We start from the raw sequence: 12,643 nt of genomic DNA on the forward strand, positions 1-12,643 counted from the left end.
GGTAAGTTCTAACCGCAGCCTATGCACAGCTTCTGTCCTGCAACTACTACCTTTGCCGTATGGCCAATTCCTCTCGCGACATAATTTTGCGCCGTATTCGTGAGGCGTTGCAGAAGCCGGCAGAGCAACCTGCTCGGCCCGATTTCAGCGCCCCACTATACCCTAGGCCAGTAGCCGAGGCAGATTTAGCTATTGACTTTGCCCAAAACTTTGTGCGGATAGGCGGGGTGTTTTACTACTGCGAGTCGGAGGAGCACTTCTATGATCAGCTGTTTGCGTACAAAAAAGAGAAGGAGCTAGATCGGCTATTTGTGTGGGAGCCAGAGCTTAAAAAGATTCTGCACGACGGTAATTTAGTTTTCCAAGGGGATGAGACTGATTTTTTGGCCCACGCCGATGCCGGCCTGACATCTTGCGAAGCACTCGTAGCTCGCACTGGTAGTATTTTGGTAAGTGGCGCTAGCAGCAGTGGCCGCCGCCTGAGCATCTACCCCGATCAACACCTCGTGCTGGCTCGCACCTCGCAGGTAGTACCCGATATTGGTGACGCACTGAAACTGGTGCAGCAGAAATACGGCCCCGACCGGATACCATCCATGATATCCTTGACCACAGGGCCGAGCCGAACGGCTGATATTGAAAAAACGCTGGTACTCGGAGCCCACGGCCCGCGCAGCATTGTGTTGTTTTTGCTGGATGACGCGCCCGCCGCAACTACCTAACCTCGCGCTGCCGCCTGGCCGCAAAGTATACTTCGCCTCCGATTTTCACTTGGGCGCCCCCGACGCTGCCCGCTCTCTGGAGCGGGAGCGGCGCATTGTGCGTTGGTTAACCATGGCTGCCCACGATGCCGCGGCCATCTACCTGCTCGGCGATATTTTCGACTTCTGGTTTGAATACAAGCATGCCATACCGCGCGGCTTCATCCGGCTGCAGGGCAAGCTAGCCGAGCTGACGGACGCGGGTATTCCGGTGATTTTCTTCACGGGCAACCACGACATGTGGATGTTCGATTACTTCACTAAAGAATTGGGTATTCCGATTTACCGGCATCCGGTAAGTCAGCGCATAGGGGGCCACCAATTCCACATTGGCCACGGCGACGGCTTGGGCCCTGGTGACCATACGTATAAAGTACTGAAGCGAGTATTTGCTTCACCACTGGCGCAGTGGTTATTCGCCCGTATACATCCTAACCTGGGCATTGGCATTGCCAACCGCTGGAGCCAGCATAGCCGGCTACAAAATGGGGAGGCCGATAGCAAATATTTTGGGGAGGAGGAGTGGTTGTTACAGTACTGCCGGGAACTGGAACAGGCCTACCACCACGAGTACTATGTTTTTGGGCATCGGCATTTGCCGCTTGATGTAGCCGTAGCCCCCGGTAGTCGTTATCTTAACCTCGGCGAATGGGTCAATTATTGCTCCTACGGCCAATATGATGGCACTGAACTGGCACTGCGGCATTTCGAAGCAAAAGAAAGCAACAAGTAAGCACTTCAAGTGGCCTAGCCAACTGTCGGCGGGGCTGTGGGGCCTTGCTGCCAGTTGCATACTTGAAGCATCGGCGCGTGCCCAGACCACGGCTCCAGCCGCCGGCTCAGTAGCTCCCGCGGCCCAAGCTTCCCCGGTCCTGACGGTGCCCGCCGACACCAAACCAGCCGCACTGGGTGCGTGGCAACTCGTGCGGACGGTGGCACTCAGCAAAACGGGCCCGGCCTCTCTCGACCGGCGAGGCAACCTCTACGTAACCGACGTCCAAAACAACGTGCATCAGTACGGGCCCGATGGGCAGGCCCTCAACGTGTACTCGCCGCCGCTGCCAGGCCACACGGCTCAGCTAGAGGCCTGGAACACCACCAAAATTTTGGTCTTTTACGACGACCGGCAAGAGCTTGTCTTGCTTGACCGATTTCTGGCACCCATCAGCAAGCTCTCCTTACTCGATTATTTCGACGGTATGGTGCGGGCTGCTACACTAGCGCCCGACGACCGGTATTGGCTGCTGAACGAATCTGACCTGACGTTGCGGCAATTGGACGCCACAAGCGGCCGGTTTACAATCACCACCCCACTGGACATCCTCATCGGGCGAAGCCGCCCCGACTTTCGATTTCTGCGCGAGTACCAGAACAACCTCTACCTGGTGGATAATAAAAATGGGGTGTATGTATTCGATAATCTGGGAAACTACCGTAAGAAGCTGCCTTTTCCGGGCCTGACCACGCTGGGTTTCCGTGGTGACGAGCTGTATTACCTAGCCGCCGACGGGGTGCATTTCTTTCATCTGTACAACCTCACGGAGCGCATCGTACCGCTGCCTGGCTTGCCACCCGAGCAAGTGCGGCAGGTGCTGGTAGGGGAGCAGTACGCCTACGTGCTTTCCGCTACTGGCCTACAGGTGTACCGGCTCTAGGCCATTGCTCTCACGAGATTAAGGCGCGAGCTAGGCCTCCGGCAGGTCATGATAAGCCGCGGGCTTTTTATAGGAAGCAGAAGAGTGGAGACCGAGTGTGAGTAAGCTCAGCCATAACCCCTGTCATAGCTGAACCGTTAGGATAGGTAAGCCTTCTGGGCCGCTGTCCTTTCCACTCCACAACTCCTACAGCCAAATATGAAAGCACTCGTGTATCACGGGATGAGAGACGTGCGCGTCGATACCGTGGATGACCCCAAAATCGAAGACGCCCGCGACGCCATCATCCGCGTTACCAGCACGGCCATTTGCGGTTCCGATCTGCACATCTACAACGGCAGCATTCCGCAGCCCCGCCCCATGGTGCTAGGCCACGAGTTTATGGGCATTGTAGAAGAAGTAGGCAAAGGAGTAGGCAGCAAGCTGAAAGTAGGCGACCGGGTAGTAGTACCCTTTCCTATTGCCTGTGGTACGTGCTACTTCTGTAACCACCAATTGCCAGGCCACTGCGAAAACTCCAACCCCGACCACTACGGCCCCGAAGGTGGCCTAATGACCGAAAAAGGTGGGGCGCTGTTCGGCTACACCGACCTCTACGGTGGGTATAATGGAGGCCAAGCCGAGTACGTGCGCGTACCATACGCTGACTTTGGCCCCCGCGTAATTCCCGATTCGCTGACCGATGAGCAAGCCCTGTTCCTGACCGATATCTTCCCCACCGGGTATTCCGGCATTGACTGGGGCGAGGTGAAAGGCGGCGAAATTGTAGCCATTTTTGGGGCTGGCCCGGTGGGTGTAATGGCCGCCAAATCGGCGTGGCTGCGCGGTGCAGCACGGGTTATCATAGTTGATACGCTGCAGTACCGGCTAGATAAGGCCAAGGCTGCCACCCACTCCGAGACTATTCTCTGGGAAGACGCCAAGTCGACGGTGGAGCAGATTAGGGATATGAGTGGCGGCCGCGGCGCCGATGTGTGCGTAGAATGCGTAGGCTTCGAGCCTGACCGCAACCTGCTTGATCGGGCCAAAGCAGTGCTGAATTTTGAAAAAGGCTCGCCTAAAGTACTGGAGGCCTGTATGAGCGCCGTACGCCGCGGCGGCATCGTGTCGGTACTGGGCGTGTATAGCTCCCCCTTCGATAATTTCCCCATTCATCAGTTCTTCGATAAAGGCATTACCATTCGGGGAGGCCAAGCGCCCGCCCAAAAGCATATCGACAAGCTGCTGCAATACGTGATAGAGGGCAAGGTCGTCCTCGACGATATTATCACCCACCGCCTGCCGCTTTCTGAGGCTGCGCACGGGTACGACATCTTTCGCAACAAGAAAGACAACTGCGTAAAAGTGGTGCTGAAGCCGTGAGTAAGGGCTTCGCTCATTGAAAAAAGGGCTGGCCTTTGGCCGGCCCTTTTTTGTGGCCTAGCCGGTAGGTGAGGAGGAGCAGCGCAACAGCATTTATTCCTACATTTGAACAGGGTAGCCTCGTGCTATCCGTCGCGCCGCTCTGCTCTCACCACAACCAAAACCCCTGTTATGTCTGCTGCTGTACTGGCCTGCCGGCTTGTTCGTCGTTTCCTGCCCCTGGTGCTGTGTGGAACGGTTATTGGCTGGCTTCCGGGAAACAGCTTCGGCCAAAGTAGCGCGCCCACGCAAGCAGCCAAGCGCCTAGCACCGGGCCTGCAGACTAACCGAGCGACCCAAGCAGTGCGGGTGAGCGTGACTGATGTAGCGGCGTTTCGGGCCTGGCTGACCCGGGAGCAGCCCCGCGCTACGGTAGTGCCCGAAGAGGGGCAGCCGCATCTGCTGCGCGTGCAAGGGGCCAGCCCAGCCGCACTGGCCAACTGCCAGTGGGTGCAGTTTGTGGATACATCTCACCGCAAGCCCCACGATGAGCGGCAGCTGAACGGCGCCGACTTCGCGGCCAATACGGTGAGCTCCGTGCATAGCCGTTATCCGCAACTGACAGGGAGTGGCCTAGCGGTGTCCGTTAAAGAAAATCCGCTAGATATTCAGGATATTGACTTTAAAGGGCGCTTGGTAAACCCCAATCCGCAGGCAGTATTGCTGTCCTCGCACTCCACCATTATGGCTACGCTAATTGCGGGCGGCGGCAACTCGTCGCCCAATGGCAAGGGCGCCGCTTGGCAAGCCCGCATTGCGCAGTCGGACTATGAAAATTTGCTGCCCGATGAGGGGGCTTTGTTGGCCCGGCAAGGCGTAACGGTGCAAAACCATTCGTATGGAGTAGGCATCGAAAATTATTACGGGCTGGAAGCGAAAGCCTATGACGAGCAAACTCGCCAGTATCCAACGCTGCTGCACGTATTTTCCTCGGGTAACTCTGGCAACCAGGCCAGCACTGAAGGGCCGTATGCCAAGCTGGCGGGCGTAGCCAACCTCACCGGGCAGTTTAAAATGGCCAAAAACGTGCTGCTAGTGGGGGCTACTGATGCGCTAGGCCAGGTGGCACCGCTTAGTTCTCGCGGACCCGCCTACGATGGCCGCGTAAAACCCGAGCTAGTGGCCTACGGCGACGGGGGCTCCTCCGAGGCGGCAGCTCTGGTATCGGGCATTAGCTTGCTCGTGCAACAGGCCTACCGCGACCAGCACGGCATAGTGCCACCCGCAGCGCTGGTAAAAGCCGCGCTGCTTAATAGCGCCGACGACACTGGCCGCCCAGCCGTAGATTTCGACTCAGGTTACGGGCAGGCCGATGCTCTGGGGGCTGTGCGCACAGTGCTGGAGAATAGGTTTGCCCAAGGCAGCGTAGGCCAGGGGCAGGAGCAAATAATACCCGTAACCGTGCCGGCTGGTACGCAGCAGTTAAAAGTTACGTTGGTGTGGGCTGACCCTGAAGCTGCCGCCAATGCCTCCCGTGCCCTCCTCAACGACCTCGACCTGACGTTGGTGAGTACCACCAGCGGCCAGCGCTGGCTACCCTGGACGTTAAGCACCTATCCACACCTCGATTCACTGAAGCTACCCGCCCGGCGGCGCCCCGACCATCTTAACAATGCGGAGCAGATTACTCTCGACGCTCCGGAGGCTGGCACCTATGAGTTGCACGTGCGAGGATACCAAGTAGCCCAGGGCTCGCAAGCATTCAGTGTGGCTTACGAGTTCGAGCAAGGGTTTACCTGGACGCAGCCCAGCGCCGCCCGCAACCTGCCGGCCGGCCAACCCACGGTATTGCGCTGGCAGTGGGCGGGAGCGGCCACTACCGCCCGCTTGGAGTATCGTTTTGTGGGTCAACCACAGTGGCAGGTGCTCAACCCAGTGGTGAGCCTCGCGCAGCAATACGCCGTATGGACTACGCCCGATACTACAGCCCTTGTGCAAGTTCGCCTGAGCACCGGCGCTGCGGCCTATGAGTCTGATGAGGTTTTTGTGGCTATGCCACTGGCCCTGCAAGTAGCTTATGCCTGCCCCGATGAAACGCTGCTGACATGGGCGCGGGTGCCCGGCGCCACACAGTACCAAGTATATAAGTTGGGGGCCACCCACCTAGAGCCTTACCGACTAGTAGCCGACACCGTTATGTTCCTGACGCCAGTCGAAGCCGCGCAGCGCTACTACACAGTGGCACCCCTTATTCGGGGAAGGTCAGGAGAGCGAGGCAGCACCCCCGATGTTACGCAACAGACCTACGGCTGCTACATCCGCTCTTTTATCCCGAAACAGCTAGTGTCTGATACGGTGCAGTTCCAGCTGCAACTGGGCACTACGTATCGGTTAAAAACAGTGCAGCTAGAGCGCCGTGAGCCTGATGGTTCATTCCGCGTAATCCAGACGGTGGTCCCAGCCTTAGCCCTGTCCTTAACCGATCAGGCGCCGGTGGTAGGCCGCAGCGAGTACCGTGTGCGGGCAGAAGCAGAGAATGGCCGCGTGTATTATAGCTCCGTGGAGGAGGCCTTTTTTGTGCGCAAGACGGACGTGCTAGTGTATCCGGTGCCCGTAGCAGCCGGGGAGCCTATTACTATAGTTGGTCCCCAAGGGGAACCGCTGCGAGTACGTATGTATGATATGCTGGGACGCGTGCGCGGTGAAGCCGCTGCCGATGGCACTATTAATTCGGTAAGGCTGCCTGCGCCGGGTAAAGGTACCTTCCTGCTGCGCATTAGCACCAAAAGCGGTTCAGAGGTGACCCGTCGGATACTTGTGCTATAGGTTAAGCGCCGCTAGGCCAGTAGAGCATTAGGTTTGCTCTTTGTTGCTCATAGACGGCGAAAGGCAAGCCGTCAGCAACTAGAAACTACAGCACAGCCTTTGCTCTACACGGACGGTTAAGAACGTAGATGTTGGGCTCGTACCCTTCCCGGCTGCTAATGGCACACGCTAGGCCAGGTATGCTGCCGTACTCATGCCGCCGCAAAAGCAATAGGAAGAATACGTGCTGCATCCTTCTGTTAGCACTAAAGCCTCTCAATCAAAGCAGTACCAACAAAAAGCCCCCGGCTCACCAGAGCCGGGGGCTTTTTCTAAGCTAGTAGGCCAGTAGAGGCCTGGTGCTTAGTACAAGTAGTTAAGCGCCGTGCGGTCGTTGGCATTGAACGGACGGTCTACACCAGTGCCGATGCAAGCCAACATCCAGGAGTTTGGATCTGGGCTCGAAGGAGTGCCGGGAATCAGAATGGCGCCTACTGTGCTAGCACCTTCGTTTACAGCCGAACCACCGCAGCTATACTGACGGCTCATGTAATCGGTGTGGCGGAAGCCAATGCAGTGACCAATTTCGTGGGCCAATACCGAGGCGATGGTAGTGGTAGCGTAGCTGGTACCGAGGGCATCGGAGTTAACCAACACTTGGCTATAAGGGTTACCGCCCGATGGGAAGCCTGCCGAAGCCAAGTAAGATGAGCCCGAGGGAGCCTTACTCAGCACGATGCTGCCACCCGACGTTACGCGTGAGAAGCGCAGTTGCAAGTTCTGGGCGTTGTAGCGACGGATTGCCTCGTCAGTAGCCGTAACATAAGCCGAGGGAAGAGTAGTAGACACGCGTACCGTAATGGTGCGGGGCAGGCCCGTAACTAGGTTGGTAGTGCGGTACTGCTCATCTTCTCCTACGCGCATCACCTTATAATCGGGCTTGCTGGCGAGCATGTCGTTGGTGAGCAGAATGTCACCTTCTACCATTACGCCGCCATCTACTTTGCGTGCCTCCGCAGCCGAAAAGCCTAGCGCCTTGATCTGGCTAATGGTGCTTTCTGATACTTCGTTCTTTACTTCAACATTGGCTTTTTCCTGGCAAGATGCCAGTGAGAGGGCAGTGGCAGCAAACAACGCCAGTGGGGTGAGTACTCTTGAGTTTTTCATGTGTTTTGGTTGTGGTTGGTGAAAAGATCGATGAAAAGGTAGGGTTTTATTAGTGACTTGTCAAAATGCGAGGAGTTATTTTGCCAAAATTATATACAATTATTAGAAGATAAGTATGAAATAAAAAAGGAGCAGTTAATGTGTAGAGTTGAATTTTTTTGATGTAAGAAAAAGCTGGCTCGTGAAACCTTCTGGCCTTATGCTACCGTTTAAGGCTGCTTCCCTAACTTGGAAGCATAAACAACGATGCCGGTAGCGGTACCGAAGGGGGGCTGCTTGCAGCGGCCGGCCTTAGGCCGCCTAAATCTGTATCTTTGTACAAGACCATTTTCGTGCGGAATCCTTTCCTCCGCCTTACCTATAGATTCTACAAGCCGTGGCTTGCTCTTCCTGCTCCTCCGGTGGAGGCTGCTCCACTACATCTGCCAAGGGCTGCGGCTCAAAAGGCAGCTGTAGTAGCGGCTGTACCCGCCTTAATGTATTCGACTGGCTTCAAGACCTTGACCTGCCCAGTGATTTTAAAGAATTTGACATAGTTGAAATCCGCTTCAAAGGCGGCCGCAAAGACTTCTTCCGCAATACCAGCCGCTTACCCCTCATCACCGGCGACGCCGTGGTAGTGGAAGCGGCCAGCAACGGCTGGCACCTAGGCCACGTCTCGCTGAAGGGGGAACTCGTGCGCCTGCAAATGAAGAAAAAGAAGGTGCCGCTCGATTCGAAGGATATTCGCAGCATCCTGCGCGTGGCCACCGACCAAGATGTAGAGCGCTGGAATGCGGTGCGCGACCTTGAAACCGGTACTATGTTCCGGGCCCGGTCGGTGGTAGATGAACTGCGCCTCAAAATGAAGCTCTCCGATGTAGAGTACCAAGCCGACCGCACCCGCGCCACATTCTTCTACTCCGCCGAAGACCGCGTTGACTTCCGCGACCTAATTAAGCGCTTGGCCGATGAGTTTCGGGTGCGGGTAGAAATGCGGCAGATTTCTCTGCGCCATGAGGCGGGCCGTTTAGGTGGTATTGGCTCCTGCGGGCGTGAACTATGCTGCTCTACCTGGCTCACCGATTTTAAGAGCGTAAGCACCACCGCCGCCCGGTACCAAAACCTAAGCCTTAACCCAGCCAAGCTCTCGGGCCAGTGCGGGCGCCTGAAGTGCTGCCTCAACTACGAGCTGGATACTTACCTCGATGCCCTGAAAGATATTCCGCAAGTGCAACGCCCCCTGCTCACGGAGAAGGGCGACTACGTGCTGCAGAAAACCGACATCTTCAAGCGCAAAATGTGGTTTGCCGTGCGCGGCGACAACAACTGGGTGGTGCTGCCCACGGAGCGCGTGCGCGAAGTGCAGGAGATGAATAAGCGCGGCGAAAAGCCCGAAAGCTTATTGCCGCCTGTGCGGGAAGAAGAGAAGGCCCCTGAAGTAACCGCCATTGTGGAGGGCTCTCTGGAGCGCCTGGATGATAAGATTAAAGGCTCGAAGCGCAGCAAACGGAAGAAGCAAAAGGACAAGCCTGCTACTGCGGTTGCGCCGGCGGCTCCAAAAGCTAGCCGCCCTGCAACGGGCAAAGTGGCTCCTCCCGACCCGTCGGTACTTGACCCGAAAGCTCCCGCCGAAACCTCAGACACTACCGCGGGCGAAACACGGCGCCCACGCGGAGCCGCCGCTCGTCCGCTGAACCGCCGGGGGCGGGGCCGTGGTGAAGGCAAGCGCAATGATGCCTCACGCACCGGTGCTGAGGGCGAATCTCCCGCAGGTGAAGGGCGCCCATCTCGGTCCCAAGAGGGGCGGCCGTCCCGTGGTGCTGCTCCAGAAGCTGGCCCCGATGCGCCCCGGCCCGCTGGTGAACCCGGTCAGGAACGCCGCCGCAGCCACTCGCGGCGGGGCTCTCGGCCCGGGCGCTCATCGGAGGGTGGTGCTACTCCTCCTAACCCAGCCTCGTAAGGTATGCGCACACTACTTCGGCTACTACCAGCATTCAGCTTGCTAGGCCTGTCCCTGACTGCCTGCGACCCAGGGCAGGTGTATGAGAAGAACATCGACCTGAAATCACCCTCGGGCGTGCCCTACGTGTGGGCAGTGCAGGAAAAGCCCACGTTTGAGTTTGAAATACCCGACACCACCCAGCGCTACGACGTGTACTTCAACGTGCGCAATGCATCTGGCTACGAGTATTATAACCTCTACGTGAAGCATACTCTTACCGGACCCGACGGCAAACCCATTTCGCGGCTGCTGCACCAGATGCTACTCATGGACCCTCAAACCGGGGAGCCTCGGGGCAATGGCACAGGGGATATCTACGACCATCAGTTCCTGGCCTTGCCCAACCAGCACTTCTCACAAACCGGCCCCTACAAAATCATGCTGGAGCAGTATATGCGCCAAGATCAGCTGCCCAACATTATGGCCGTGGGCGTGCGCGTGTCGAAACATACGACAGCCGCTAAATAGGCTGGCCACGCATCAACACACAAGCCCCCGGCGGGTAGGTACATCACCTAGCTGCCGGGGTCTTGTGTGTTCACCTAAATCGTATTCTTTCTTGGCGCTAGGCCACTAAAAAACTGCTCCAGCCCGCGGCCCGAGGGCGGGAACTGGAGCAGGCAATAGGCAGATGGGAGGGGCCGAAGGCTAGATACGCTCTACTTTAACTGCGTTCTGGCCTTTCTTGCCGTCGATGATGTCGAACGAAACCCGGTCGTTTTCACGGATTTCATGAATCAGGCCGGTCTGGTGCACGAAAATTTCCTGACCATTTTCGTCCTGCACGATGAAACCGTAGCCTTTCGATTCGTTGAAAAATTTCACTTTGCCAGTTTTCATAGCAGGTGTTAACAATTGTGGGTGAAAGAATGCGGTAAAACTAAGGGGTATTTCCAAACTACGGAAACACCTCCGGTGGGATTACATAAACACATAGCGCAACAGTCCGTATGAATTTACTCATCCCACGCGATACTGCACTCTCCTATGCCAGACGAATCTATTTCCCCAAACCAGAACTCGGCTTCCGCCGGCGAGTCGTTGGCTAACTCGGATGCCAATGTAGGTCAGGGCGGCCACCCCAACGACCAGAAACAGGCGGGGCATTCAGCCCAGGAGCCTAACCTGCATAATCTTCAAACACCAGCCAATACTACCGGTCAGCAGCCCTTTGCTAACGACCACAACCACGAGGAAAACGAACTCCAAAGCCCCAGCCGAGGGGAATTTGGGCGTCAGTCGGCCCAAGGCCTTACCCAGGGCGGCTACGGCAATGAACTGAGCCGCGGACCCGAAACTTACGCCGGAACGCTAAACACCCCAGCTGCTACCACCGGCTATGACGGGGAACGGGAGCAGAAGCCTGCCGGCTTTGAGGAGCCCATGGGCAGCCGCTATGGCGCCGAAGTAGACCCCGCCATTGCCCAGGAAAACTCTTCGGTGAGCCCCGGTTTTGCCAACGATAACGCCGCCCCCAGAGGCCTAGACTCGGGCTACAGCGACAACTACGGCACATCGTCGCTGGGCGGTGGAACCAGTAATGGTACGGCCGCAGCACAGCCCCAAACTCAGCAGCGCAACCAAGCCGAGGACTACCGCCCTGGCCACCCCGAGCAAGGCCCAGCAGGCCTCGACACTGGCCGGGGAGCAACCGAACCTGCCCGCGGCGAGCAGGAGGCGGGCACCAGCACGGCAGAAACCACCCGGAGCGGCTACAACGCCACCGGCGCTAGTGCTCAGGGCAGCGACCAAAAGGGCTTTGGCTCCAAAGGAGGCTCGTATAATGATGAGTACGACTCTGCCAACAACAGCGGCCAGCCCGGCTCTCCCTCCCGAGGCGACTACGACAAACAGGATGCTGCCCAAAACTATGGCGGCGCGGCCGGTGACCGGAACAACCCGCAAGACTCACCAGATTACGGTGCTGCCCCACGGCGGGCCGAAGCGCACGATGACTCGGCTCAAGCTAAGCCCGAGTAGCAGCTTCTAGGCCAGTAAACACGCGCGGCGCACCTAGGTGCGCCGCGCGTGTTTACTGGCCTAGGTTTATTCTTTTTTCTTGGCGTAGTAAATGCGGCCTTTCTCGTTGCTGAAAATGAAGTCTTGGTTGCTCGTAAACACAAGGGCTTCGGCTTGGCCAGTAGAAGGAATTGGCAGGCAGGTTTTCAGCCCATCAAAAAGGCGCTGGCCCGGCAAGCGCTCAAATAAATACACGTGACCATAGCCCAGGAGGGCCACCCGCCGGCCGTCGGGGCTGATGTCGGCTGAGGTAATCCAGGTATTGATTTTCAGGCTGTCGGCTAGGCGGGCAGTATGGTGGCCCGGCTGGGCAGGCAGCACGTATTGTTTCACCCAATTGCCTTCGCCCCGATTTTTAGTGAAGAGATACAGGCTATCCTGGTAGTAGTAAAAGGCTTCGCAGTCGAAGTTGCGGGCAGGCTTGCGCGGCGGAAACTTTCGCTGATCAGCGTACTCAAACCGGATGGTATCAACGCGCTTCAGATCGGGGCCGCTGAGCCGGTAGATGCGCAGGTTGCGGCGCTTGTTCTGGTTGTTGCCAAAGTCGCCGATATACAGGCGCTTCTCGTCGTCCTGAGCAAGGTCTTCCCAGTCGATATTGAGCAGGGGAGTCAAGTCTAGGGTTTGCAGTAAATCACCCTGGGGCGTGACCTTATAGAGCTTGGCGGTGTTGCCGCCGTCGGCGTGGGTCCAGAGGTCTCCTTCACTGTCGGCCATTTCCAAGCCCGAGCTTTCTGCTACCCGCTGCCGGTCGAGGCGGCCTACAGTTTGCAACTCGTAGGCCTGCTGCACCTTTTTAAACTCACCCCGGCCTTTATCGGGGCTGCAGCCACAGATAACGGATTGCAAGAAGACAACAATCGGGAAGAGCTTATCGCGCAGCAGAAATAACATAGGCAGGAAGTAGGCCG

Annotated in this window: 11 protein-coding genes; 8 read left to right on the forward strand and 3 right to left on the reverse strand. The window is 57.3% G+C overall.

Going from position 1 to position 12,643, the window contains the following annotated elements:
* Positions 1 to 59: 59 nt before the first annotated feature.
* The 5 genes from EU556_RS04995 to EU556_RS05015 all read left to right on the forward strand — a co-directional run bounded on the left by EU556_RS04995 (position 60) and on the right by EU556_RS05015 (position 6,583).
* On the forward strand, positions 60 to 722 hold the full coding sequence (locus EU556_RS04995) for a LutC/YkgG family protein (RefSeq protein WP_135431622.1): 663 nt from the start codon (positions 60 to 62) through the stop codon (positions 720 to 722).
* Positions 697 to 1,494 (forward strand): UDP-2,3-diacylglucosamine diphosphatase, encoded by a 798-nt coding sequence (locus EU556_RS05000; protein ID WP_135431624.1) that lies wholly within the window; start codon positions 697 to 699, stop codon positions 1,492 to 1,494. Before EU556_RS04995 ends, EU556_RS05000 begins: the two co-directional genes overlap by 26 nt.
* Positions 1,439 to 2,416 carry a hypothetical protein gene (locus EU556_RS05005; protein ID WP_135431626.1) on the forward strand — a complete coding sequence of 326 codons (978 nt, stop codon included), beginning with the start codon at positions 1,439 to 1,441 and terminating at the stop codon, positions 2,414 to 2,416. Before EU556_RS05000 ends, EU556_RS05005 begins: the two co-directional genes overlap by 56 nt.
* A 198-nt stretch (positions 2,417 to 2,614) precedes the next feature.
* Positions 2,615 to 3,778: a zinc-dependent alcohol dehydrogenase gene (locus EU556_RS05010; RefSeq protein WP_135431628.1), complete on the forward strand. Its 1,164-nt coding sequence runs from the start codon at positions 2,615 to 2,617 to the stop codon at positions 3,776 to 3,778.
* A 171-nt stretch (positions 3,779 to 3,949) separates the two neighbouring features.
* The gene (locus EU556_RS05015) at positions 3,950 to 6,583 is read left to right on the forward strand and encodes a S8 family serine peptidase (RefSeq protein WP_135431630.1); all 2,634 of its coding nucleotides are present in this window, start codon (positions 3,950 to 3,952) and stop codon (positions 6,581 to 6,583) included.
* Positions 6,584 to 6,925: 342 nt separating this feature from the next.
* On the opposite strand, the gene EU556_RS05020 is transcribed toward EU556_RS05015, so the two are convergent.
* Positions 6,926 to 7,729, reverse strand: coding sequence for a M57 family metalloprotease (locus EU556_RS05020; protein ID WP_135431632.1), 804 nt, complete (start codon positions 7,727 to 7,729; stop codon positions 6,926 to 6,928).
* Between the two features lie 376 nt (positions 7,730 to 8,105).
* Between EU556_RS05020 and ricT the strand changes: the two genes are divergently transcribed.
* Together ricT and EU556_RS05030 are read left to right on the forward strand one after the other, a co-directional pair.
* Complete coding sequence (gene ricT / locus EU556_RS05025) at positions 8,106 to 9,671, forward strand: PSP1 domain-containing protein (RefSeq protein ID WP_167855453.1); 1,566 nt, start codon at positions 8,106 to 8,108, stop codon at positions 9,669 to 9,671.
* 3 nt (positions 9,672 to 9,674) lie between these two features.
* Entirely contained in the window at positions 9,675 to 10,181 is a 507-nt protein-coding gene (locus EU556_RS05030; RefSeq protein ID WP_135431634.1) for a gliding motility lipoprotein GldH, read from the forward strand.
* 180 nt (positions 10,182 to 10,361) lie between these two features.
* Here EU556_RS05030 and EU556_RS05035 read toward each other — a convergent pair whose 3' ends face one another.
* Complete coding sequence (locus tag EU556_RS05035) at positions 10,362 to 10,553, reverse strand: cold-shock protein (protein ID WP_135431636.1); 192 nt, start codon at positions 10,551 to 10,553, stop codon at positions 10,362 to 10,364.
* Between the two features lie 147 nt (positions 10,554 to 10,700).
* On the opposite strand from EU556_RS05035, the gene EU556_RS05040 reads away from it, so the two are divergent.
* A complete protein-coding gene (locus EU556_RS05040; RefSeq protein WP_135431638.1) occupies positions 10,701 to 11,693 on the forward strand; it encodes a hypothetical protein in 993 nt (330 codons plus the stop codon).
* A 66-nt stretch (positions 11,694 to 11,759) separates the two neighbouring features.
* On the opposite strand, the gene EU556_RS05045 is transcribed toward EU556_RS05040, so the two are convergent.
* On the reverse strand, positions 11,760 to 12,626 hold the full coding sequence (locus EU556_RS05045) for a hypothetical protein (protein WP_135431640.1): 867 nt from the start codon (positions 12,624 to 12,626) through the stop codon (positions 11,760 to 11,762).
* Positions 12,627 to 12,643 lie beyond the last annotated feature (17 nt).

Origin of the sequence: Hymenobacter fodinae (assembly GCF_004745825.1) — a bacterium.
Lineage (GTDB): Bacteria > Bacteroidota > Bacteroidia > Cytophagales > Hymenobacteraceae > Hymenobacter > Hymenobacter fodinae.